Source organism: Thiocapsa sp. (assembly GCF_022340925.1).
Taxonomy (GTDB): Bacteria; Pseudomonadota; Gammaproteobacteria; order Chromatiales; family Chromatiaceae; genus Thiocapsa.
The window spans coordinates 14,477-38,648 of record NZ_JAJDNA010000066.1 but is presented as its reverse complement, the minus strand read 5'-3'; the positions used below and the strand labels follow the sequence as shown (position 1 = coordinate 38,648).

Here is a 24,172-nt window from a genome sequence, read left to right as displayed (position 1 = left end):
TGACGAGCATACCGGATCGAGACGCTGACGGCGTGTTCTCACGAGCGGAGGCGGGGCTGTCCCTTGACCCGGATCTCACACTGACCCGGCCGATGCCTTGGTCACCGCAGCATCGAGATCGAGTCGTCGAGCATTCTCGGCCCTTGTTTCTTGTTATCTTCTGCCTCCGTGCCGATGGCTGAGCGTGGGTTGCAAGCCCACGCGACAGGATCGGTGCTGCTGGCGGTGCGTCCCATCGGCGGTACGACCGGAGTCTCGTGCAGGCCATGGCAGATGCATATCGGCTACCGGCTGATTTTTGCGACCCGCGGACGAGACCGCGAGCGCGCCGGGACGCACTGACCGAGTCGTATGCTGCGGGAGGGAAGCGGCGGATCGGTTCAATCAGCTTCGGGAGAGACACATGCGATGCGGCGACAGCCCCTGGGAAGGCAGGGAAGACTGTCGCAACCGACTCCTGTCCCTTGGTCGGTCGATCAGAATTCGGCGGTCAGACGCATGCCAAGGATCCAGCCCTTCGGGTTCTCCTGTCGCGGATCGCGCCAGGTGATGTCGTCCTCCATGTACTGGACGTCCGCGGTGAGCCCCACGTAGTCATTGAGCCCGAGGCGGTAATAGGTCTCGAAGACCTGAGAGTGGTCGATGTCGCCGTTGCCGCCTTCGAGGTATGCGTAGCCGATGCCGATGGTGTCGGCTTCACGCCCCCAGCCGCTGCCGCTGAGGTTCAGGCCGCCCGAATAGAGCGCCTTGTAATCCACGGCGGCATCCTCGTTCTGCCAGGCCAGTCGCAGAAAGGCGCCGACCATCCCACCGAAGGCCTGATCGAACGACAGCCCCCAGGCGAGACGGCTTTCCTCCCGGGTGCCCGTGCGGTCGAGAAAGTCCGACGAGGCACCGGCAACGATGACGCGGTAATTCCCTGTGCCCATGGACGTGCTGGCCTCGTAACCGGCCTGGGCACCCCAGAAGTTGGAGTTGTTGCCGTCCTCGTTCTCGCCGATATTCATCCCCACCGCGCTGACGGACCAGGGTCCGGACTGCCATTCCAGGGCGGCGCCTGCATCGTAGGACGGCAGTCCGTAGCTGCCCGAATTCACGAAGACCTCGTTCATGAACTGGGTGTACTCGTCATTGGCGTAGGCGTTTTCGTCGAGATATTCGGTCGAATCCAGGATGCCGATGGTGGCCCCCAGGGTGCTGTCTTGCCCGAGGCTGAGGGTGTGCTTGTACCAGGCGGCGAGCAGGTAGTCCCGGCCGCGGCCGTTGATGTCCTCGACGTCATCCTCCAGGTCAGCGGCCCAGGGCACCAGGGCCCAGGGCGAGACGCTGCTCAGGCCGTTGTCGACCGCGAACCCGAGCCTCAGAAAGAGCTCGTTCGCCCCATCGGGGTGATAATCCACCGCCAATTGAAAAGGCATGCCGCCGCGGCACTCGCTGCCGAAGGCGTCCATGGAATCGTCCAGGAGCGGCGGGCCGACCGAGTCGCCCGGGGGCTCGCCGTCTGTCTCGGGGGGCAGCCGTGCCGAGACCTCCTGGCACTGGCCGACGGCCGCGAGTATGCCGCCGATGCTGAGCTTGTCGTTGACGTCATAAGCGCCGGCCCCGGTGCTCACCGCCAGCGCCACGGTGCCAGCCAAGCGTGTGGTGTTACAAGCGTGCATGTTCTCTGCGCATCTTTTCGGCGGGCCGACTGACGGCTCCGGGTTGATCGGGGATCCTTTCGGAGACGGGACGAACCCGGGTTGCGTCCGGGGCCGTGAAAGCGAACGATAACGATTCGCATCCGGAGCTGCAACTCGTTCGCATTCCCGTTGATATTCCGAGCCGGTGTCCTGCTGCGCGGCAGAGCGGGTTCCGAGCGACGATGTACCGAACGGCAGGGCTGGGACGCCGCCACCGAATCATTCGATCCGATGCTCAATCGTCAGGGGACGGCCCACTGACTCAGGGGGGCGGTGTGTGCGATCCCACGCCGAGGATCCATCCCTCGACCGCCGCTACCGCGCGCTCGGAGGCCGTCATGGGCGGGTCGAGATATCCCCGGAGCCGGCCGCTGAGGTCGGTCTGGCGCAGCCCGGCTGCGCTTGGCGTCATGCTGTTCCGCGCTGCATCCAGGCAGCCTGGCGTCTCGGTCCTCGATGCGATGACAGGGCCCGTGCCGCGGCCCCATTGCGGCAGCGGAACGCTCAGCGGGTCTCCATCGGCACGGATGGGCGACCCCAAAGGTCGGCGTTGTCTCGCAATAAGGTGTACATGGACACATAGGCGCTCGCCAGCGCCAGGCCGAGCCCGATCCATGTCGCCCATTTCAGCACCTCCGCCATGTCGGCCCAACCCTGACCGGCCAGCGCGGTGCCGATCGCTAGGAGCTGGAAGACCAGCTTGAGCTTGTTCAGCGTCCCGGTGCGGATCACCACGCCCACGCAGGGCGCCATGCTGCGAAAACCCTGCACCACGAACTCGCGCGCGACCAGCAGCAGCACCACCCACAGCGGCACCCATTCCGGCAGGCGGGAGGCCAGGAAGATGAGCAGCACGTTGGCGAAGACCTTGTCTGCCAACGGGTCCAGGAAGACGCCGAGGTTGCTCGCACAGCCCAGGCGGCGCGCCGCCCAGCCATCCAGTGCATCGGTCAGGGCAGCCGCCAGAAACAGCGCGAATGCCAGCCAGTGGGCAGCCGGGACCGTCCCGACCGTGAGCAGCCACATCAGCGGGAGGAGTAGAAGGGGTCGCGAAAGCGTCAGCAGATTCGGAATCCAACACATGGACGGTTTGCGCATTCGGTCGGGCCTGGGTATCGAGGGCATCCTGCCTGTGTTGAGGGCAGGGAATCGTCTCACGCCGAGGCGCCGAGGTGCAAAAGGCGGCGGCCCAGGCCTCGGAGTCGGTCAGCCCATGCCGCTCTTCCAGCGGCTTGGAACGGGCCGCTCCCGCTCGAGGGCTTCCTGCGATCTGGCCCTCGCCCTTGCCGATCCCGCTCATCCGAGCTAGCATTTTCATGGAGCTCAGACAGGTTCTTGGAGTTTCGTCTCCAGGATGTATTCCAGGTCGCCGAGATGCCCTCCGAACAGGGCGGAAATGTGGACATGGAGTCAGGGAAGGACAGCCAATGAGTGAGTTAACGGACGAGCGGCGGGTTGGGCACAATCTCGCGAAGGACCGGCTTATCGCCGGAGACGCCGATCGCCGTTGCGGCCGGTGGCCGGTCTGGTCGCTGCTGGTCGTCTTTGCGGTCGCGTTCTTGTTTGGTCTCGCCGGCCACTGGCTGTTCGGCAATCCGGCCGGGTCTTCGGGGATGTCGATGGAGACCGTGGAGCCCGTCACTTCCTGGCCGTCGGATGGGCGGCTGATCGATCTATCGGCACTCGACGAGGAAAGGAGCACCACCATGAAGCGATTTGGACCGCTGTCGATCGGCATCGCCGTGCTGTTCGTGATCGGGGTGGTCGGGGCCTTGCTCGCGATCCTCTACAACGGCCTTGTGAGCGCGCGCGAGCAGGTCAACGCGGGCTGGGCGCAGGTCGAGAACGTCTATCAGCGCCGGCTCGACCTGATCCCAATTCTGGTCGACGCGGTCCAGACCTATACGGAGCACGAGCGTGCGACGCTGGAGGCGCTGACACAGGCTCGGTCGAATGCCGCACGGGTGAGCGGCGCGATCGGGGGTGCCCCGCGCACCGCCGAGCAGATCCAGGCCGTGGAGGCCTCGCAGGGCGAGGTGGCGTCGGCGCTCGCGCGCCTGTTCGCGGTGGTGGAGAATTACCCTGACCTCAAGGCCAGCCGAAACTTTCTGACCCTGCAGGACCAGATCGAGGGCACCGAGAACCGCGTGACCGTTGAGCGGCGCAGCTACAACGAGCTCGCGCGCCGTTACAACACGCGCCTGCAGACCTTCCCGAGCAACCTGATCGCCACGCAGACGGGCTTCGAGGCCAAGCCCTATTTCCAGGCCGAGGCCGGTGCGCTGCAAGGCCTGAGTGACCCGTTCGGCAGGCGCGAGGGCTGAGTGCCGCGCGGTGCCCCGGCGTGATCCCGGGTCGTGAGACGGAGATCCTGACCCATGCGGAAGGCCCTCACGTGGCTGTCCATGGCCGTCGTCATCCTCGGCGCGGCGTCGGCATGGACGATCCTGAATCGGGACGATGATCGCCGGCCCGAGGGCCTTGCTTCCTTCACCCTGGAGGCACGCCCGCAGAACAACCGCACCCTCTTCGATTACGCCGGCGTGCTGCGTCACTACGAGGAGGGCGCCCACCGCTACCTCGATCGCTTGGCGACGCGGTTCCACATCGAGGCCCTCATCGTCAGCATTCCTGCGCTGCCGGCAGGGCATACCACCGCGACCCTGGCCGTGGATCTGGTCAACCGCTGGCGCATCGGTGCGCGGCAACAGGGTCGCGGCCTCCTGCTATTGCTGGTCGACGACCGCAAGGAGGTCAAGCTGGAGGTCGCTTACGCACTCGAGGGTGTCTTCACCGATGCCTTCAGCGGCTATGTGGAGGACCTGCAGCTCGGCCCCTACTTCCGCGCCGGGGACGTGGGTACCGGACTGATCGCCGTCATGGAGATGCTGGAGGCGCGGGCACAGCTCGCAGGGGAGGGCGACTACGACCCCGACCTGATCGCCGCGTCGGACGCCGGGCTGCTCTCGGGCGGTGCGGGGGCCAGGCGCGAGCTCGCGCGCATCCCGCACGAGGCCGCCCCGGCGGCGGGATCGCGCTCGGACCGCGGCGCGAGCAGTCCCGAGGAGGCCTGGGAGATCATGCTGGCCAAGTGGGCGGGCGAAGGCGGGGGGGGCGACGTCGAGGTCTATACCGAGATGACGCGGCTCGCGATGGGCGCGGTCGATCGTCCGCCGAGACAAACCCTGCGGTGGCTGGAGCATTGGCGCGATGCTGACTATCAGGTGCTGCGAGACGGCGACCACGCGGTGATCTGGTTCGGGGCCATCGACGGCTGGGAGAACTCGCCCTTCCTCTTTTGTAACACCGGCAATGGCTGGAAGTTCGATGTCGTCTGGCAGCGCCGTCTCGTGGTGATGGCCGAATCGCCCAAGTGGGAGGTCATGCAGGGTCCCTTTCCCTATGTCGCCATGATGGATCGCGCGACTCAGTCGACCGGCAAGGATCTGCCTCTGTCCGAAGACGACCTTTACCGCTGTCCCGAGGATACGGCGATCGCCGCGCGCATCGCGGAGCTCCGTGCCGCCCTGGACCGGGATCCGGACGACCCGGCTGCCGCCCTGGCGCTCCTGCGCCTGAACGTGATCACCGATCAGGCCCCCGCCCTGGTGCGCCCCTTGATCGAGCGGGCGAAGGCGCTCGCCGCGGGGCGTGCGGCGACCTGGAAGTATGCGGCCATCTACAACGTCAACAGCGTCTTTCAGTACCGCACGGCGCTCGCCGAGATCGGCCGTTTCATCGACCTGCGCCCCGACGACCCCTTCGGGCATGACATGCGCGGGTTTCTGCACTACCGCCTGGGTGAATACCGGGACTCGATCGACGCGCTGGAGCGTGCGGTCGAGCTCGACCCCGATGACGGCTATGCCTTTGCCCTGATGGCGCACGACTACACCATGCTCGCGCGCAAGGCCCGCGGGCTCGATCGGGACAGCTACCGCAAGCGGGCGCTCGAGATGCAGCGCCGCGCCGCGGGCGTGTCGGAGCCGGACATGCAGCGGCTGGCCTGGCTGGAGGTTTGGCTGGGGCAGCGGCTCTAGACCGAATCGGTCTGGATCCGCGCTGGTTGTTTGCGCTCTAATCGCGGGATGAAGGACGCTACGGCTGATCTCGATCCCGTGGAGCCGCCCGGGGCGGGTGCGCCTATCCGCGCGCTGCTCGAGCGGATTCCTCAGAGCCCCGGCGTATATCGGATGCTGGGCGCGGATGCGACGGTTCTGTACGTCGGCAAGGCCAAGAACCTCAAGCGGCGGGTCGGGAGCTATTTCAGCCGCGCCCTGACGCGTCGTCTTCAGGTCATGGTGAATCAGATCACCGACATCGAGGTGACCGTCACCCGCACCGAGGGCGAGGCACTGCTACTGGAGAGCAACCTCATCAAGTCCTTGCGCCCGCGTTTCAACGTGGTGCTGCGCGACGACAAGAGCTACCCCTTCATCTACCTGAGCACGCAGGACGCCTTCCCGCGACTCGCCTTTTATCGCGGCCCCCGCAAGTCGAAGGGGCGCCTTTTCGGGCCCTATCCGAGCGCATGGGCGGTCCGTGAGACCCTGCAGCTCCTGCAGAAGCTGTTCCCGGTTCGACAGTGCGAGGACAGCTTCTTCAACAACCGCTCGCGACCCTGCCTGCAGTATCAGATCAAGCGCTGCAGCGGTCCCTGTGTTGGTCTGGTGAGCCCCGCGGCTTACCAGGAGGATGTCGCCCACACGATCCAATTCCTGGAAGGCCGCGCCGAGGAGGTGATCGAGGCGCTCGGTCGAAGCATGGAGCAGGCCTCCGGTGCACTCGAGTTCGAACGTGCCGCGGCGCTCCGTGATCAGATCGCGACCCTGAGTCGCATCCGAGAGCGCCAGTACGTGAGCGGGGAAGGCGGTGATCTCGACATCATCGCCTGTGCGCAGGCGGGCGGCGTCAGCTGTGTGCAGGTCTTCTTCATTCGCTCCGGCCGCAATCTCGGCAACAAGGCGTTCTTCCCGAAGGCCCCCGAGGAGACCGACGAGGCGGTGCTGCTTTCAGGATTCCTCGCGCAGTTCTACGCGGACAAGCAGATCCCGCCCGAGCTGATCGTGACCTCGGAGCCCGAGGAGCGTGAGCTCCTGGAGACGGCTCTCTCGGAGCGCGCCGAGCGCCGTGTGCGGATCAAGTGGCGCGTGCGAGCCGAGCGCGCGCGCTGGCTCGAGATGGCCCGTGGCAACGCGGTGGTCGCGCTCCAGTCGCGCCTCGGGAGCCAGGCGGGGTATGCCCGCCGCGTCGAGGCCCTGCGTGATGCCCTGGGGCTGGCGGAGCAGCCGCAGCGGATCGAGTGCTTCGACGTCAGTCACACGCAGGGCGAGCGGGCTGTCGCCTCCTGTGTCGTCTTCGATGGCGAGGGGCCGCGCAAGTCGGATTACCGTCGCTTCAATATCGAAGGGATCACGCCGGGCGACGACTATGCAGCCCTGCGTCAGGCACTGACCCGACGCTATACCCGGGTCAAGCAGGGGGAGTTTCCGATCCCGGATATCCTCTTCATCGACGGTGGACGCGGGCAGATCCGCGCGGTCGGCGACGCGCTTCAGGAGCTTGGCGTCGGCGGAGTCCTGGTGGTGGGAGTTTCGAAGGGGCCGGAGCGTCGCCCGGGCACGGAGCTGCTCTGGTTGTTGGGGCGGGGGGTGCCCGTTATACTGCCGGGCGATTCTCCGGCGATGCACCTGATCGAGCAGGTTCGCGATGAGGCGCATCGGTTCGCCATCACAGGCCATCGCCAGCGGCGCGCCAGGGCGCGCACCACCTCGGCGTTGGAGGGGCTCGCCGGGGTGGGGCCACGGCGGCGCCAGCGGCTTCTCAAACAGTTCGGCGGCATCCGGGGACTCGCGCGCGCGGGGGTCGAGGACATCGCCAGCGTGGATGGCATCGGCCGGCAACTGGCACAACAGATCTATGATGCCTTTCACCAGGACGCCGCGGGGCCCTGACCCATGTGGAACACACCCAACATCCTGACGATGCTCCGGATCCTGCTGATCCCGGTCTTTGTCATCGTGTTCTATGCCGAGGCCTCCTGGGCGCCCTACGTGGCCGCCGCGGTCTTCGGCGCCGCCGCCTTGACCGACTGGCTCGACGGCTATCTGGCGCGACGCTGGGAGCAGACCTCGGCCCTCGGCGCCTTCCTCGATCCCGTCGCCGACAAGCTGATGGTCGCGGTCGCGCTTGTGCTCGTGGTCCAGTCCGACCCACGGGTTCTGGTGGCGCTGCCCGCCATGGTCATCATCGGGCGCGAGATCACGGTCTCCGCGCTGCGCGAGTGGATGGCCGAGATCGGCGCGCGCGCGAAGGTGGCGGTCTCGAAGACCGGCAAGATCAAGACCACCGCGCAGATGATCTCGATCGTCCTGCTGATCCTGCGAGACACGGCATTCGGCCCCTGGGTCTATGGCCTGGGACTGATCCTTCTGCACGTCGCCGCGGTCCTGACCCTCTGGTCCATGATCCTGTATCTCCGCGCGGCCTGGCCGAGTCTCTCAGGTCAGGTCGGTGTCCCGGGGCGCCGCTAGCCGATCCGCATGGTCCCCATCCCAGCTCATCGAGGCGGCGTTGCGACTGGCCTGAGCTTCTGCTGGGACATCTTTGGCCGGTGCGGCGACCCGACGGCGCTCGAGCCGGGCAGGGCGTCGACTTCGCGGATACAGGGCGACCGGGGACGCCTTGTCGTCACAGTGACCTTCAGGGCTACTGGGGCAGGCTGCCAGGCTTGACAGCTGCGAGAAAGCTCTTAGACTAACGCGTTCGTAAGCGGGAATAGCTCAGTTGGTAGAGCACAACCTTGCCAAGGTTGGGGTCGCGAGTTCGAGTCTCGTTTCCCGCTCCAGATCCTGATCAAGACGGCGGCCCCAAGGGGCCGCCGTCTGCGTTTGGGTTGCCGGCGCCCCCGCCGTTCGTGTCTGTCGGGCGGTCAGTGGACTCGCCTGGTTGGCGGTGCCGCGTCCGCGGGCTTCGGTCGCGCGGTCATGAGCGGGAGCGATGCGTGATGGGCGACCATCCGCCAACCGTCGGTGGCTCGATGATAGACGTTGGTCGCGAGGACTCGGTTGGGCGCGTCTCGGGAGTGGCTGGGGCGAATCAGCTCCTCCACCAGATGCACGGCCAGTTGATCAGATGTCATGCGTTGGAGCACCCGGTAACGGACCTCTGGGAGCTGGGCGCCATTGAGGATGTCCGCCCAGCTGCGGAGCACCTCGGCTCGACCTGAGAGCAGATCACCGCCCGGATGGACACAGACGGCAGCGGCCGTCTCGGTCCAGACCTCGCCCATGAGCGCGACGTCGGTGGCCGCGAAGGCGGTGTAGTACGCCGTTTCCGCCTCGTCCGGGGTTGCGTAACGATGCATAGTTCCCCTGGTTTCGTGTCGGCCAACCTGGATGCATGTCCCGGCCGCCGGTGTCCGAAATGGCGGCCCGCCGCCGGGCCGCTCAGCGCAGCGCCCGGCACACACCTGCCTTGCCGGTCGATTTTCGACGGCGCTGCTTGCAGAGCCAGGGTTTTATGGGTTGGGGCCCGGCGCGCCAGCGCCTTCTGCCGCCGCCGGGGCTTCCGGGGTCGGCTGCTCCATCCGCGGGCGTCGCTCGGTCATGACCCTCGCCAACTCGGGATAGTCGCCGAGCATGCTGACCCCGTACAGCGGTTTGAAGACGCCCTTGTGGCAGGTCGAACAGCCGACCTTTGGCGCGTCGCCCTTGGCGCCCAGCCGTTCACCGGGGTAGAGCGGCTGCAACGGGAGCAGGAAGGCGTTGTTCAGCTCGCGGACCATCCGGATGCCGTGCCAAGCGGTCACACGTTGAGGTGTGCTCTGCTCCCAGACCCCCATGGAGCGGGTCTGATGACAATAGGTACAGTTGACCCCGAGCGAGTTGGAGATGTACATCATCAGCGCGTAAGTCCATTCGGTCTGCTTGATCGACTTGCGGTTGCCCGTGGGGAGCGCCGTGGTGCCCTGCACGGCAATGGCATTGTCCGCGGCCAGGAACGGCGTCAGGGGGTCATACGGCAGCGCCGCGTTGGCAATCGTCTGGATGCCGGCCGTATTCTGCCCGCCGCGACCGAGGAGCGTGGCGGATGCTGTCTTCGGCCCCGGATCGGTAAACCAGATGTCAGACGGCACCGGCTGACCGCGATGGCAGGTCCAGCAGGTGACGCCTGTGCCGGCGACGTGCGTCTTCCAATACTCGTTGATCTGGCGCGTCATTTTCAGCATGCTGCGGGAGACGAGCTTGGTGTATTTCTCGTCCGACGCCAGATTCTCGGTGTTGTGGCAGTAGACGCACCCCTGCTCGGGTGCGACCCAGACGGAGATCGCCTGCATCAGGCGCGCGAACTCAAGCGCGTCCAGATCGTTCAGGACCTGAACGTTCTGGTTCACCTCTCCGGCAAGCGGTATCGTCGGGTCAGGCGGGTCACGGGGCTCCGGCGGCGGAATGGCGTGGAGGTTGCCGGTGGATTCCAGGCGACCCGGCTTGTCCAGGTGGATCATGGAGGTGCCGCGATACCCCCATTGCACGGACTGCGGTTGCTCGCACCCTGACAGAACCACCAGGCCGCACAGGAGAGCCGCCGCCATCACGATGCGGACGCGCGTCGCCCACAGTCCCGTCCCCGTGCGACGGGCCCCGGCATCTCCCGACCAGGCCGCGCATTCATCGAAGTCAGGCCTGCCCTTGCATGGACGCGCGGGCAGCGGCGATTGCGACGACACTCGAACCGGGTTGCCTGGATGACGTCCCATGGGTAGACCCTCCACACGTGGCTTCCCTCAGGCCGTCTTGAGAAGCACGTGAACACGCGCGGGCTGGCCGGCGTTATTGGTATCGCTCGAAACAGGTGCATTCAGTGTCAGACTAGCCTGACACTGCCGTTTGTCAACGTTTGTTGTCACGGCCTTTTCTGGAGTGCGGTGCAGAGACGGCGTCGACCGCGAGGTGGCCCACCGGGTGCGGGATGCCGGAGGGCCAGTGCGGGCCGGGAAGCGATGCCGGCGGCTTGGATCGGTCGAGCGGAGGGGAAGGGCAGCGTCGGGCGGAATCCCGCCTCGACGGCAGGGTGCCGCTGCGGGCGTGAGCGGATTGCCGGTCGCGTGCGCGACCGGCAATCCGCTCTAGGCTGCGCCTTGCGGTTTGAAGTTCCGGCACCAACCGGTCGGCGGGACCAATCGGCCGCCGAAGAACGAGCAGGGACCGAGCTCGTCACCCGGCTCACCCGAGTAGAGTTGACATTTGCTGCACGACTGGTCGGGCGTGTGCTTCGGGTACTTGGCCTGATCGACCTGGTTGGTGTCCAGGCGGAAGCCCATGGACTTCGCATAGGCGTCCGATTCGGTCAGTGGCTCTTTCTTTGCCTCCTCCTCGGCGGCGCTCAAGCGGCTCAACGCCAGGGCAGAGGCGCCGGCGGCGACCTGGAGCATGAAGGTTCTGCGATTGCATGTGGGCATGGTGGCACTCCGAATCTCAGTTGACGAAGGTCGTCAGTTATATAGAGGGAAGGCGCTCCTGAGCCCTTCCGGTCATTGCGGGCTCGTCGCCCGTTCTCTCAACGCGAACGCGTGGCAGTCCGGGGCGATGGCGACTGCCGCCGCGTTACGACATTGATCTCGCTTCTTTCAAACGCTGATGATTGGTCGTCCCTGGCCAGAACCGCCCCAGATGAGGGAAACGTGTTTTCCGCCTCCGCTCACGATTCAGCCATTGATGCTGCCTAAATGGCCGGGCCTCCGGCCCGGTCTGAGCGCGTCCCTGCATGGATGCGGTTCGCCGGCATGGCCGTTCAGACCTTTGTAGGGATCGGCGGCTTCACTGATCGAAGCGGACCAGCCGAACATAGTGCTCCTCCTCGGTCGATGACCGGGCAACCCCCTCGGTCCCAAAGCCGATCGAATAGGCGTGCGACGCTGCTTCCGGCCCGACCACGGGCGATGCGGTCCAGTACCGCCCTGACGGGGTCCCCGGGAAGATTTCGAGGTTGATCCTGGGGTTCGTGCACTGGCGCTCGGTAATCGAGGCCAGCTCCCGCAAGGTCGGAACCCGCCAGTCATTGTAAAACTGGGTTCCACCCTGATTGAGGCTCTCCGCTTGGGCATCGGCCGACGTCCGAGTGTGCCGACTGGCGTCTCCGGCACATTGACCCTGAGACCAGGTCTGCCCGATGGAACAACGCATCCACATGAGTCGGGATGCGATGTCAGTGACGGTACCATCGTTGTTGTCTTCGAAACGTTCAGTTGGCGCGGAGAGCGGAAACGCACTGGTGTCGCAGAGTTGTTCCGCGCTCACCTGTCCAAAGCAGAAGAACAAGATACCAAGGGCAAGGGGCCGCATGAGAGTCTGCCGTATCCACCGAAATCAAACTGACGCACGAGGCGCTCCGTCGCCTCGTGCGTTGACTCCTACCCGCGGATGCTAGCCGCCCGCGGACACCAGATCAGGGTTGATACGACTTGGTGTCGAAGCCGATACCCGTAGGCTCCCGCTTGTAGCCGGTCCCGAACTCGACGGCGACGGGTTTCGTTTGCCGCGTCGCCAGACCCGGCTCGATTGGCTTGCCGCGGTGCATGTAGAAGGCATACGCCTCCATTGCCGTCATGTCATCGCTGTTGACGTCGAGGCGCTCACCCAACTGGGGGTTTTCGATGCACCAGTTCGCCATCTCCCGCCACGGGATCACCTTGCCGTACATGGTCATGTATTTCGGAAAGGTCTGCGGATTTGAAGCAGCGGCGTCGGGATGGCAGTTGCCGCAGGCGAGGCCGTTGGTCGTCATGCTCGGCTTGCTGCCATGCCACATCTGATAGCCTTGATCGACCAGGTTGTACAAGGCGTCCTTCTGCTCCGCCAGCTCCTCGTCCGTGAACGGCGCACGGGCAGACACCGAACCCACTGCGAGGACGGTAGACGCGGCCAATCCGACGCACGCCAGGCGCACGACTTTGCTGTTTGCTTTCATTCTCAACTCCCCTCTCAGACCGGAACCTTGAATCCGTCTTGCATGAATGGTGTCAGCGAGTCCTCAAACGGCTTGTATTGCACCAGGCCGGTGAAGTCCTCGGACAGATTGATGAGCTGGATGCCCTGTCCGTCGGTCGCGATCGACGGGTCCGCCCGATTCATCTGTGTTTCCGGGAAGGCCAGCTCGACCGGTGGATAGGGCCAGGGCCAGGAAGTGCTCATGGCAGCGACGGAAGACATATTGCCGATCCGGTTGTAGAGGGTCTGATGCACGTGGCCGTGGTAAGACATCACATTGTCGAACTTCGACAGGATCTCGCGGATCTCGGGCGCATCGGAGGTCTGAAAATTCCAGCGTGGGTAGTAGTCCCACAGCGGCGAGTGTGTGAAGACGACAATCGGGGTATCCGCGGGCAGATCCTTGACGTCCTTCTCGAGCCACTCGAGCTGCTTCTCATGCACGCCCCAAGGGCCGGCGATCGGGCTTTCGAGCATCTCCATGACGGTCATCCGCTCCTTCGGCGACAGTCCGGCCCCGGTCCAGAAGTCCTTGACCAGGATGGAGTTCAGGCCGATGAAGTGGACACCTTTGTGATCGAACGACCAGGTCTCGTCGCCGAAGAGTCCACGCCAGGCGTCGCCCATGTCGAGATACCAATCGTGCTCGCCCGGGATGTATCTGACCGGCACCTTCAGCTTCGAGAGGATCTTGCTTCCCTTGACCAGTTGGTCCTCGGTCCCATTCTGCGCGACATCGCCGCCGAACACGACGAAATCGGGCAGCGGGTCCATCGCATTCACCTGCGCGACCGCGTCAGCGAGCTGAGTGTCGAACTTGTGATTGTCGATGCTATAGAGGTGTGCGTCGCTGATGATCGCGAAGCTGAACGGTGTCACGACCCGCTTGCCGCTCGCCGCGCCCGCGACCTTCACCAGACCGAGATTTACTCCGACAGCCTGGGCGACCAATGTGGTCAATCCCGCCTTGCCTGCAAAACCCAGAAAACGCCGTCTGCTCAGATCTTCGATGTTTGCCACTTATCTCATCCTCATTTCTTGATGGGAACCTGCCTGCTTTAACCGCAGGCGGAGACTAGAGACACTCCTGGAAAATTCAAGAGATTTAAGTCGAGGCGTTGAATCTTCCGGACTCCAGCGCTCTCTTCTCTATACTCGGCATCGTGAAGAGAGTGCAGCGCGGGGCTCCTTATTTGTTCGCGCTATACGCCGACACCTGTCCTCACAATGCCGTTCGTGGCGGTCTCACCGCAATGAGATGCCTCCGCCCAACCGGTATGCGCTGTACCCCAGCGTCTTGAACCATCGCCTCGTCGTCGGCAGTGCGGCGGCGGTCTCGCTCGGCTCAGCGGCGAACCCGCGCGGCGCATCTGGTCACCGGCCAATCAGTATTGGGGGCGCCGTGCGTTCGCGTCAAGTGCTTCTTACCGTTTCGAGACAAGTGCCGATGAATCGTGATCCGGGATGCCTTCCGTATCGGCTCCGGTCGGATCCGGCGATGTCAAATGTCACGAATGTTATTAAATAAGCAATCACAAATATGCACCCCCATGTGAGCGGCAGGTCCATGGGTGAGTGCTAATACGCTGGAATCGTCGAACGCATCCGCGCACGAATCGACAAGCCGCCGCATGCGTGTGGTCTTGGTCGACCGACTGGTGTTCATCCGAGCGCGAATAGAGAACCGACGCCGGACGCAGGGTGCTCGGTCAACCGTCCGGCCAGGCGTCGCACGCGGTCAGACGGAAGGGTTTCGCGGGTGTTGGCATTCCGGCCAACGTCAGATCGCCACCGGCGGGCAGTGTCACTCAGATCGCCTTCTCGACGCTCGCGCCCCGCGTCTTGCGCGGGCGCAGTCCGCGCGGCACGACCCAGTGCTCGGCGAGCTCGAACACGCCCTGCAAGGCGAGGGCGAGGAGGGCGGCGGGGACAGCGCCTTGCATGATGAGCGCGGTGTCGTCCAGCCGGATCCCGGTGAGGATCGGCTGGCCATAGCCGCCTGCGCCGATCAGTGCGGCGACCGTGGCGGTGCCGACGTTGAGAACCGCGGAGGTCTTGATCCCGGCCAGGATGGTGTTGGCGGCGAGCGGAAGCTCCACGAGGCGCAGGCGAGCGCCCCGGGTCAGTCCGATCACGTCCGCCGATTCGCGGATCGGCACCGGGATGTCTGTGAGACCGGCGTGGGTGTTGCGGATGATGGGGAGCAGGCTGTAGAGGAAGAGGGCCACGACCGTTGGCAGCCAGCCGATCCCGAGCCAGGGGATCAGAAAGACGAACAGGGCGAGGGACGGAATGGTCTGGATCATCCCCGTGATGGCCAGCAGCAGCTGGCCGAGCCGGGGGTGCTGCGCCGCCAGCACGCCGAGCGGCACCGCCAGCAGAATGGCCGCGGTGAGCGACGCAGCGACCAGGCCGAGGTGCTCGAGCGTGCGCCGGGCCATCTGGCCCCAGAAGCCTTGCGCCGACACGCTGACGGAGAGGCCGAGGGTCTCCGAGAGGAGGTCGACGGCGGCCGCCTGCTCCGAGGCACCACCCAGCTTGACCTTCGCGTTCATGCGCGCCATGGTCGCCTCGTCGACCTTTCCCTCGAGACGGTGGAAGGCGGCGAGCGCGGCCGGCGCCTCCGCGGCCAGCTCGGCGCGGTAGAGCAGGATCGCCTCGTAGTCTGCGAAATAGCCGAGGTCGTCCTCGAGCATCCGCAACCCGTAACGGGCGATCTCGGCATCCGTGGTGTAGACGACGGTCACGTCGATGTGCCCGGCGGCGATGCCTCGGTAGACGAGGTCATGATCCAAGCCCTTCACGCGCGTCTGGGGCAGCCGGTAGCGCTGTCTCAGACCAGGCCAGCCGTCGGCGCGATCGAGGAACTCGCTGCTGAAGCCGAGCATGAGATCGGGGTGGGCCTGAAGGTCCGAGATCTGCCGGAGCTCAAGCCGCTCGGCGAGGGCGGCGGGCACCGCGACCGCGTAGGTATTCTGGAAGCCGAGCGACGCCGAGACCCGAATCCCCCGGGTGGCGAGCGCCGCCGCGAGTGACTCCGGCGACCCGACGTCCTCGCCCGCCAGGATCTCGCGGGTCAGGGTGCCGCTGTATTCCGGGTAGATGTCGATCTCGCCGCTCAAGAGGGCGCCCCAGAGGATGCGCGTACCACCGAGCTCGGCGCGATGACGGGCCGGCTGGCCGGCGTCGAGCGCGAGCAGACGCAGGGTCTCGCCCAGGATCACCGATTCAGTGAACTTCTTCGAGCCGATGGTGACGGGGCGTGGCGCGACGTCCTCGGCAAGCGGCCCGGGCGACCAGCCGGCGAGCGCGATGGCGATCAGGAGCAGCACCAGAATGGTCGCGAGCCGCCGTGCCGGATCCGAGCGCTCGAGTGGCCAAGGCGCAAAGGACCCCAAGCGTCTCTGTGGCTTGGCTCCGACTCGGTCGTCACCGGCACGGCGAAGCGTCCGTCGATCAAAGGTCATGGGTGTCTCGCGCCTTTCCGGCGTGACCGCTCTGTGCGGCGTCGCGCGCCGGGCCTGGCACGTCATCCCACCGCTCCGAGCAGGACCCGCTGTGGCTCGCGCTGGGCTTCGACGAAACGGGCGACGAAGGGCTCGGTGGGTCGCGCGAGGAGTACGCTCGGCGCGGCCTGCTGGACGACCTGACCGGCGCGCAGAAGGACCAGTCGATGCCCGAAGAAGACCGCCTCGGCCAGGTCATGGGTCACCAGGAGCACCGTCTTGCCCAGACGGGCGAAGATCGCCTTGAGCTCGCGCTGGAGCTCGAATCGGATCATAGGGTCAAGCGCACCGAGCGGCTCGTCGAGCAGGAGGAGATCAGGGTCGAGCATGAGGGCGCGCATCAACGCCACGCGCTGTCGCTGCCCGCCGGAGAGCTCGATCGGGTAGCGTGCAAGCAGGTCCGCCGGGAGCTGGACCATCTCCGCAAGCTCCGCCAGGCGCGGTTCGCGGCGATCACGCGGCCAGCCGAGCTCGCGAGCCATGAGCGTCACATTGTCACGCACCGTCAGGTGCGGAAAGAGACCGCCGTCCTGGATCATGTACCCCATGCGCAGGCGGGCGGGGCGCAGCCGGTCTGGACGTAACGGCTCACCCTCGAACCAGATCCGGCCACGGTCGGGCCGGATCAGACCGGCGGCCAGACGCAGCAGGGTCGACTTGCCGCAACCGCTCGGGCCGATCAGAACGGTGGTCCGGGCCTCCGGCACCTCCAGGTCGACACCCGCGAGGGCGGGTGCCCCGCCGTACCCTTTCCACACCCCTTCGAATCGCAGCATGGGCTGACCCCCTCGTCGGACGCGCCTGTTTGGACGCGGGTAGGACGCTTGAATTCGCGCGCGGAGACTCGCATTGCAGGACAGCGCCCAACGGACCCTCAGGACAACCCCCCATGTCGTGGAAACCGAGCACCTGCTATGAGTGTGATGCCAACTGCCCGATCCAGGTGGAGATCGACGACAGCGGCGAGCCGATCCGCGTCAAGGGGCCGGACTGCCCGCGCTGCTACGCCCAACTGGATCGGCGGAATCACCCCGAGCGGCTGCTCTATCCGCTCAAGCGCGTCGGTCCGCGCGGGAGCGGCCAGCTCGAGCGCGTCTCCTGGGACGAGGCACTGGGCACCATCGCCGAGCGTCTCGCCGCCGTCAAGGCCGAGCACGGCGCGCCGGCGGTCGGGTTCTTCGCAGGGTACACCAAAGAGGCCAGGCCGCAGCTGCAGCGGCTCGCCCATGCCTTCGGCTCGCCCAACTACATGACCGAGAGCGGCTGCTGTTTCTCGGCGACCATGGTCGCCGAAAAGCTGACCTTCGGCTACAAGATCAAGACGACCTCGACGGTGGTCTCCCACAAATCACGTCTCGTCCTCGTCTGGTCGACGAACCCGCGCGGGTCGATCCCGCCTTTCGATACCCACCCCTTGGTGCTACCCCGGGCCGGTCGCCGCTTCATCGTGGTCGATCCGCGCCGCACGCCAATGGCCGAGCAGGCCGAGATCCATCTGCAGATTCGCCCGGGGACGGATGGTGCCCTGGCGCTCGGCTTCCATCATTTGATCTTCGCCAACGGCTGGCAGGATCAGGCCTTCCTGGACGAATGGGCGAGTGGGGTCGATGCCTTTCGCGAGTACATTCGGGAGTTCCCGCCCGACCGCGTCGCGTCCATCTGTGGCATCAGGGAGGCGGATCTGCGTGCTGCGGCCGAGCTGTTTGCGACCACCAGGCCGGCCCAGATTACGCTCTCACCCACCGCCACTGTCCAGCACAGCAATGGCTTCCAGAGCCATCGCGCCCTGATCCTCCTGTCCGCGGTGACCGGCAACCTGGATCGCGAAGGCGGCAACCGCTTCTTCAACGACAAGATCACGCCCAAGCCCATCGAGCTCTTCGATCATTGCCGCAGCCACCTGCCGCCGCGCGTCGGCGACGAGGTCTATCCGATCTGGACCCGCTACTGGCCGGCCGCGCAGAGCATGCTGCTGCCGGACTGTATCCTCGACGGGAGGCCCCAGCGGATCCGCGCCTTGCTGGCGATGGGGATCAATACCGCGATGTGGCCCAACTCCAAGCGGGTCGAGCAGGCGCTGGGGCAGCTCGATTTCTTCGCGGTGACCGACTTCTTCCACAACCCCGCCACCCGCCAGGCCGACATCGTGCTGCCGGCGGCGACCAACCTGGAGCGCCCGGCGTTGATCGCCTATCCGGGGTGCGCCTACCAGGGTGAGATCCGGTATCGGCACCCGGTGGTGTCGCCGAAGGGTGAAGCCCGCCCGGACGGGGAGATCTTCCTCGAGCTGGGCGTGCGCCTCGGCATGGCCGAGCAATTCTGGAATGGCGACCTGGAGGCATCCTGGGCCGAGGCCGCGGAAGGGATCCCGGAGGAGATTCGCCGCGAGGTCTACGAGAACCCCGACGGGGTGACCGTGTTTGCACAGGCAATCGACGATCTCGTCGATCAGGGGTACCTCGACGCCGATCGCCTGTACCGCCTGAAGGGCTTCCCGACACGCAGCGGCAAGGTCGAGCTCGATTCCGTCGAGCTGCGCGAGGCCGGCTACGACGGCCTTCCGATCTACCGGGAGCCGGCCGAGAGCCCCGTCTCGACCCCGGAGATCGCGCGCGACTTCCCGCTGGTGCTCACGAGCGGCGCGCGGACCAAGTTCGACACCCATTCGCAGCACCAGTATATCCAGCGCATGCGCCGCGCGATCCCCAACCCTCTGGTCGAGATCCACCCGAGCGATGCACAGCCCCGTGGGATCCGGGACGGGGATGCGGTGACGGTGAGCTCCCCGCGCGGCGCCGTGCGCTTCGTCGCCAAGGTCACCGACCGGATCAAGTCGGGCGTGGTCCATTGCACCCATGGCTGGAACAGCGCCAACGTCAACGAGCTGACCGACGACCGGCACCTGGATCCGATCAGCGGGTTCCCGCCCTTCAAGTCGCTCCTCTGTCAGGTCGAGCGGGCCGAGGGCGGGCCCGGAGGATAATCGGATGCAGGGCCATTCCTGCCATCATCAGCTCGCCTAGGAGCCTGCCTGACTTGAGCGATCGTCGCGGGCCGAGTGGGAGAGCGAGGACAGATTCGACCGATTTCGAGGCGCATAGTGGGTCTACGTAACGAGAAATCGGTCGGATATGGACCGCTGTCCCGCCGGCGCAGTCGATCAGTCTCAAGTCCGACAGGCTCCTAGCGAGCGGCGCCACGCTCGGGAGGCCCCACAGTCTGGCACTGAGGTGCCTGAACATGCCGGGGCCTTTTGCCCGGGTCTGGAAACGCAACAGCGTTTCCCGAACCGCCTGGCTGGTGGCCGGTCGACACGGCGTGCCGGGCGGCCGGTGAGCACTGCCATCCTGTTCTGGCATGGCGCCCTTGGCGCTCCCAACGAGAGGTCTTCGAGTCGTGCCCTTCATCGGTGTCCTTCCCGAGCGACAACACCTCTTCCAGCCCCAGCCCCGTCGCGCCGTTGGGGTGAGCGATGCCGCCGCCTGGCGTCTCAATCCCGCGCACCGGCAGGTCTACGACAAGCTCTCCCTGGCCTTGGACGCGGGATTGCGCGCGGCGCCCTGCGGCGTCGACCCGCGCGAATATGGCATCGACCCCGCCGAGCAGGTGTTCGTGAAGCCCATCGTCAACCTCGAGGGGATGGCGGTGCGCGCCCGTGCCGCGCGAGCGGACGCCGTTCCCAGCGAGCCGGGCAGCTTCTGGTGCGAAAGGCTCATCGGTCCGCATACCAGCAGTGACTGTCTGGTGCGGGACGGGCAGGTCATCTGGCTGGCCCACACCCGGGCATCGGACGAGAGGGACCGGGAGCGCCCGCTCTATTGGGAGGTCGGGGCCGATCTCGCGGACTTGGAGCCGGCGATCCTGTACTGGGTGGAGCAACACCTCGGCGGCTATACGGGTCTGTGCAACCTGGAGATGATCGGCGGCCGTCCGATCGAGGCACACCTGCGCGGATCCAATGGGTTCTTCGATTTCTACGGCCCCGATTTCATCCCCGCCTGGGTCGCGCTCGTGGACGGGTCCGACCTTGTCCCCCCTCCCTCGATCCCGGGTGGCTTCGTCATCTCGGTGTTCGGCGAGGTCCCGATCAGCGAGGCGCAGTGCGCCGCTGCTGCCGGAGAGGGCGTGCGCGTGGACCTCGACCTGCATACCGCCGGGCGCTCCGCGATCCTGCGTTGCCCGGATAAGCAGGCCGGACTGGCGGTCCTCAGGACGCTTACGGGCAGGTCAGGGGGCGGCGGTGAGCCGCCGGGAGCCGCGATGGAGACGGCAAGCGCTTCGGGCGCCTGAACATGCCGGGCCGTCGGGGGCGGATGGAAAACGCTCAGCTTCAGCGTTTTCCCGAGCACCGAGGCGGCGCGGTGGCATGCGCTTCCGGGGTGTCCAGGCGTGAAGCGGCGCTCAGCTCGCGCAGCCCCCGGATGATACGGCTCTCGAGCCAGTAGTGCGGACGCCATGGCCAGGGTCCGGAGACGAAGCCGACATGTCCGCCATGGTCGGCGAGCTCCAGGGTCACGCCGGGTCCCAGCTCGTGCTCCCAGGGCACAGTGCTCGGAAACATGAACGGATCGTCGCGGGCATGAATGATCAGGGTCGGGATCCTGATGCGCCGAAGGTACTGCCGGCAGCTCGCCTGATTGTAATAGTCGAAGACCCCGTCAAAGCCGCTCAGCGGCGCGGTGATGCGATCGTCGAAGGCATTGAAGTCGTCGATCGCGTCGAGATCGACGCTGAGCGGGAGGTCCCGCGTCGCGAACTTGCGGCCCACGCTTGCCTTCAGCTTGCCGACCAGATAGCGGCGGTAGATCCTGGAGAGACCCAGATCCAGCCTGAGCATGGCATCGCGTAAGACGAAGGGCACCGAGACGGCGACCGCGAAGCCGAGCGCCGGCTGCTTGGTCTCCCCGAGATACTTGAGGAGGAGGTTGGCACCCAAGGAGAAGCCGACTGCCGCGGTGGGCGGCCCCTCGGGGTCCGTGCCCATGGACGCGAGGACCTCAGCGAGATCCTCGGTCGCCCCCGAGTGATAGGCTCGGTCGAGCCGGTTGGGTTCCCCGGAGCAGCCACGCAGGAACATGAAGACAGGCTGGAATCCCTCGCGCTCGAGACGCGCCACGAGGCTCGCGGCGTAATGCGATTCCAGGCCGCCTTCGAGTCCGTGGATCACGAGGACGCGCGGCCCCGGCCCCCGGCCGATCGCCAGGTCAATGAAGTCCCCATCCGCCAGCTCGATGCGCCGAGCGACGAGATCCGCGCGGGGGCGCGCCCGTGAGAGGCTCGGCCAGAGGGTCTGCAGATGCGCACCGGGGAGCCACCAGGCCGGCCGGAAGCTGCTTCGTCTGATCTGCCCCATGGGTGCATGTGCCGCGGTCTGGGTTTCGGCCACCGGCGGTGCCGGGTCGGGCGGGAGCCCGCAGATTGAGAGTCGCCCGCCTTGTCACCTATACTGGCGGCCTTCGGGATGCCACATGAGCTTGCGGGCCTGACCAAGGAATCTCAAGATGCGAACACGCCTTCCGACCCTGATCGCCGCACTGCTGTGCGGGCTAGCTTCCGCGAGTCGGGCAGAGGATCTCCTGCAGATCTACGACATGGCCGTCCAGAGCGATCCCCGTCTCCGCGAAGCCGAGCAGACCCTGTTCGCCACCCGCGAGGTCAAGCCACAGGCCCGCGCGCTCCTCTTGCCAAACCTCGGCGTGGTCGGCGATGTCGACTACCAGGATGTCGACGCCAGGGGCAACAGCCAGTTCGGCCGCTTCAGCCGCAGAGACGACTTCAGCACCCAGGGCGTGCAGGCCGTGGTGAGCCAGTCGGTCTACAACCGCGCAAACTGGATGACGCTGAGCCAGGCCGACAACCTCATCGCTCAGGCCGAGGCGGAGTTTCGCGACGCCGAGATTTCATTGATGGTGGATACCACCGAGGCCTATTTCCGTGTCTTGCGCGCGGCCGATGCGGTCGGGGTGCAGGAATCACTGGTGCGCGCCAACGAGCGTCAGCTCGAGCAGTCCAAGCAGCGTTTCGAGGTGGGCCTGGTCGCCATCACGGATGTGAACGAGAGCCAGGCGGCATTCGACCGGTCCCGGGCCGACCTGATCACGGCGAAAAACGCCTTGGACAACGCCTGGGAGGCGTTGCGCACGATCGTCGGGTCGATCCGGCTACCCTTGGCTCGGCTTGGGGATACGCTGCCGCTCGCGCCCCCGGATCCCAACCAGATCGATGTCTGGGCCGAGACGGCGCTGCGCGCAAACTACGGGATCATCGCCGCGAGCGAGGCAGTCGGCGCCGCAAAGAAGACGATCGAGATCGAGCGCTCCGGCCACTACCCCTCCTTGGACCTCCAGGCGGGCTATGACTTCGCGCGCTCGGGCGCCCAGTTCAACACCGACAGCGACACGGCCTTCGTCGGGCTGACCCTGAATGTGCCCATCTATCAGGGCGGAGCGGTCGCGTCGCGGACCCGGCAGGCCGGCTTCAACTTCCGGGCCGCCCAGGATCGGCTCGACCAGACCCGCCGCCAGGTTGACCAACAGGTCAAGGACGCCTTCCGCGGCGTCCTCACCAGCATCGAAGACGTCAAGGCGAGACAGGCCGCGGTCGTCTCCGCACGCTCCTCGCTCGAGTCCACGCAGGCCGGCCAGGAGGTCGGGACCCGCACCCAGGTGGATGTCCTGAACGCACAGCGGCTCCTGTTCCAGGCCGAGTTCGAGTATCTGAGCTCGCGCTACGACTACATCATCAACGGTGTGCGGCTGCATCAGGCCACGAGCACCCTGACCCGGGACATCCTCGCCAAGGGGAACGCCTGGCTCGATCCCGAGGACATGATTCCTCCCCCGGCCTATTGACGATGTCGGGAAACAGCATCGGAAGACTGTTCGTCGTCACCAGCTTCGGGGAGAGCCACGGCCCGGCGATCGGTGGGATCGTCGACGGCTGTCCGCCGGGCCTGGCACTTTCCGAAACGGACCTGCAGCGCGATCTGGACCGCCGCAAGCCCGGTCAGTCGCGGCACACCACCCAGCGGCGGGAACCGGATCGCGTGGAGATCCTCTCGGGTCTCTTCGAGGGTCTGACGACCGGTGCACCGATCGGGCTTCTGATCCGCAACGAGGACCAGCGCTCCAAGGATTACTCTGAGATTGCCGCCCGCTATCGGCCTGGCCACGCCGACTACACCTACGACCAGAAATACGGCCGCCGCGACTTTCGCGGGGGCGGCCGCTCCTCGGCGCGCGAGACCGCGGTCCGGGTCGCCGCAGGGGCGATCGCCAGGAAGTACCTGGCCGAGCACGCGGGCATCTGCGTCCGTGGCTATCTGTCTCAGCTTGGCCCGATCCGTCCCGCTGCCCTCGATTGGGATCAGGTCGAGCGCAACCCCTTCTTCTGTCCCTGCGCGGAGACCGTCCCCAGGCTCGAGGCGTACATGGATGCCCTGCGCAGGGAGGGGAACTCAATCGGGGCGGCCATCACGCTTGTCGCGACGGGCATGCCCACCGGCCTGGGCGAGCCCGTGTTCGATCGGCTGGACGCCGACATCGCCCACGCGATGATGAGCATCAACGCCGTCAAGGGGGTCGAGATCGGGGCGGGGTTCGCCTCTGTCGAGCAGAAGGGGACGGAGCATCGCGACCAGATGACCCCCGAGGGCTTCCTGTCCAACCATGCGGGCGGGATCCTCGGCGGGATCTCCTCGGGTCAGGATCTCGTGGTCCGCATCGCGCTGAAGCCCACCTCCAGCATCCGGTTGCCTGGTCGGACGATCGACACCCGCGGCAAGGCCGCCGAGGTGGTCACCAAAGGTCGGCACGATCCCTGTGTGGGCATCCGTGCCACACCCATCGCCGAGGCCATGCTTGCCTTGGTTTTGATGGATCACCTGCTGCGCCAGCGCGGCCAGAACGCCGGGGTCGTGCCGCCCACGCCGCCCATACCGGCCGCCCGCCGCGGCTAGTCATTCGGCGAGGATTCCAATGCCCGCGGATGCGCTGCG

The 24,172-nt window shown here is 66.2% G+C and carries 20 protein-coding genes and 1 tRNA gene; 9 read left to right on the top strand and 12 right to left on the bottom strand.

The window, feature by feature from the left end; all coding sequences use genetic code 11:
• Nucleotides 1-476 precede the first annotated feature (476 nt).
• From LJE61_RS08510 to LJE61_RS08500, 3 genes are all read right to left on the bottom strand, one after another.
• Nucleotides 477-1,661 carry a carbohydrate porin gene (locus LJE61_RS08510; RefSeq protein ID WP_296918066.1) on the bottom strand — a complete coding sequence of 395 codons (1,185 nt, stop codon included), beginning with the start codon at nt 1,659-1,661 and terminating at the stop codon, nt 477-479.
• A 283-nt stretch (nt 1,662-1,944) separates the two neighbouring features.
• Nucleotides 1,945-2,094 (bottom strand): hypothetical protein, encoded by a 150-nt coding sequence (locus LJE61_RS08505; protein ID WP_296912703.1) that lies wholly within the window; start codon nt 2,092-2,094, stop codon nt 1,945-1,947.
• A 92-nt stretch (nt 2,095-2,186) separates the two neighbouring features.
• Nucleotides 2,187-2,765 carry a CDP-alcohol phosphatidyltransferase family protein gene (locus LJE61_RS08500; protein ID WP_296912701.1) on the bottom strand — a complete coding sequence of 193 codons (579 nt, stop codon included), beginning with the start codon at nt 2,763-2,765 and terminating at the stop codon, nt 2,187-2,189.
• Nucleotides 2,766-3,109: 344 nt separating this feature from the next.
• Here LJE61_RS08500 and LJE61_RS08495 point away from each other — a divergent pair, with 344 nt between their 5' ends.
• From LJE61_RS08495 to LJE61_RS08475, 5 genes are all read left to right on the top strand, one after another.
• Nucleotides 3,110-4,006 carry a LemA family protein gene (locus tag LJE61_RS08495; RefSeq protein WP_296912699.1) on the top strand — a complete coding sequence of 299 codons (897 nt, stop codon included), beginning with the start codon at nt 3,110-3,112 and terminating at the stop codon, nt 4,004-4,006.
• Nucleotides 4,007-4,060: 54 nt separating this feature from the next.
• Entirely contained in the window at nt 4,061-5,722 is a 1,662-nt protein-coding gene (locus LJE61_RS08490) for a TPM domain-containing protein (protein ID WP_296918064.1), read from the top strand.
• Nucleotides 5,723-5,770: 48 nt separating this feature from the next.
• Nucleotides 5,771-7,636, top strand: coding sequence for an excinuclease ABC subunit UvrC (gene uvrC, locus LJE61_RS08485; protein ID WP_296912693.1), 1,866 nt, complete (start codon nt 5,771-5,773; stop codon nt 7,634-7,636).
• 3 nt (nt 7,637-7,639) lie between these two features.
• A complete protein-coding gene (pgsA, locus tag LJE61_RS08480) occupies nt 7,640-8,215 on the top strand; it encodes a CDP-diacylglycerol--glycerol-3-phosphate 3-phosphatidyltransferase (RefSeq protein WP_296912690.1) in 576 nt (191 codons plus the stop codon).
• A 238-nt stretch (nt 8,216-8,453) separates the two neighbouring features.
• Nucleotides 8,454-8,529, top strand: a tRNA-Gly gene (locus LJE61_RS08475).
• 84 nt (nt 8,530-8,613) lie between these two features.
• Here the strand turns inward: LJE61_RS08475 and LJE61_RS08470 are convergent.
• From LJE61_RS08470 to LJE61_RS08435, 8 genes are all read right to left on the bottom strand, one after another.
• Nucleotides 8,614-9,048: a nuclear transport factor 2 family protein gene (locus tag LJE61_RS08470; protein ID WP_296909562.1), complete on the bottom strand. Its 435-nt coding sequence runs from the start codon at nt 9,046-9,048 to the stop codon at nt 8,614-8,616.
• 153 nt (nt 9,049-9,201) lie between these two features.
• Complete coding sequence (gene pufC / locus LJE61_RS08465; protein ID WP_296909563.1) at nt 9,202-10,440, bottom strand: photosynthetic reaction center cytochrome PufC; 1,239 nt, start codon at nt 10,438-10,440, stop codon at nt 9,202-9,204.
• Nucleotides 10,441-10,809: 369 nt separating this feature from the next.
• Nucleotides 10,810-11,142 carry a high-potential iron-sulfur protein gene (locus LJE61_RS08460; RefSeq protein WP_296909564.1) on the bottom strand — a complete coding sequence of 111 codons (333 nt, stop codon included), beginning with the start codon at nt 11,140-11,142 and terminating at the stop codon, nt 10,810-10,812.
• Nucleotides 11,143-11,500: 358 nt separating this feature from the next.
• On the bottom strand, nt 11,501-12,025 hold the full coding sequence (locus LJE61_RS08455; RefSeq protein WP_296909565.1) for an Lcl C-terminal domain-containing protein: 525 nt from the start codon (nt 12,023-12,025) through the stop codon (nt 11,501-11,503).
• A gap of 103 nt (nt 12,026-12,128) precedes the next feature.
• A complete protein-coding gene (locus LJE61_RS08450) occupies nt 12,129-12,650 on the bottom strand; it encodes a c-type cytochrome (protein WP_296918062.1) in 522 nt (173 codons plus the stop codon).
• 14 nt (nt 12,651-12,664) lie between these two features.
• Nucleotides 12,665-13,690, bottom strand: a complete 1,026-nt coding sequence (locus LJE61_RS08445; protein ID WP_296909567.1) for a metallophosphoesterase family protein — start codon at nt 13,688-13,690, stop codon at nt 12,665-12,667.
• Between the two features lie 788 nt (nt 13,691-14,478).
• The gene (locus LJE61_RS08440; RefSeq protein ID WP_296909568.1) at nt 14,479-16,137 is read right to left on the bottom strand and encodes an ABC transporter permease/substrate-binding protein; all 1,659 of its coding nucleotides are present in this window, start codon (nt 16,135-16,137) and stop codon (nt 14,479-14,481) included.
• 62 nt (nt 16,138-16,199) lie between these two features.
• Nucleotides 16,200-16,952 carry an ATP-binding cassette domain-containing protein gene (locus LJE61_RS08435; protein ID WP_296909569.1) on the bottom strand — a complete coding sequence of 251 codons (753 nt, stop codon included), beginning with the start codon at nt 16,950-16,952 and terminating at the stop codon, nt 16,200-16,202.
• A 113-nt stretch (nt 16,953-17,065) separates the two neighbouring features.
• Between LJE61_RS08435 and LJE61_RS08430 the strand changes: the two genes are divergently transcribed.
• Together LJE61_RS08430 and LJE61_RS08425 are read left to right on the top strand one after the other, a co-directional pair.
• Nucleotides 17,066-19,159, top strand: a complete 2,094-nt coding sequence (locus LJE61_RS08430; RefSeq protein WP_296918060.1) for a molybdopterin-containing oxidoreductase family protein — start codon at nt 17,066-17,068, stop codon at nt 19,157-19,159.
• A gap of 413 nt (nt 19,160-19,572) precedes the next feature.
• On the top strand, nt 19,573-20,466 hold the full coding sequence (locus tag LJE61_RS08425; RefSeq protein WP_296909245.1) for a hypothetical protein: 894 nt from the start codon (nt 19,573-19,575) through the stop codon (nt 20,464-20,466).
• Nucleotides 20,467-20,506: 40 nt separating this feature from the next.
• Here LJE61_RS08425 and LJE61_RS08420 read toward each other — a convergent pair whose 3' ends face one another.
• A complete protein-coding gene (locus LJE61_RS08420) occupies nt 20,507-21,529 on the bottom strand; it encodes a hydrolase (RefSeq protein ID WP_296909247.1) in 1,023 nt (340 codons plus the stop codon).
• Between the two features lie 148 nt (nt 21,530-21,677).
• On the opposite strand from LJE61_RS08420, the gene LJE61_RS08415 reads away from it, so the two are divergent.
• Together LJE61_RS08415 and aroC are read left to right on the top strand one after the other, a co-directional pair.
• Nucleotides 21,678-23,027 carry a TolC family outer membrane protein gene (locus tag LJE61_RS08415; RefSeq protein WP_296909249.1) on the top strand — a complete coding sequence of 450 codons (1,350 nt, stop codon included), beginning with the start codon at nt 21,678-21,680 and terminating at the stop codon, nt 23,025-23,027.
• Nucleotides 23,028-23,029: 2 nt separating this feature from the next.
• Nucleotides 23,030-24,133: a chorismate synthase gene (aroC, locus tag LJE61_RS08410; RefSeq protein WP_296909250.1), complete on the top strand. Its 1,104-nt coding sequence runs from the start codon at nt 23,030-23,032 to the stop codon at nt 24,131-24,133.
• Nucleotides 24,134-24,172 lie beyond the last annotated feature (39 nt).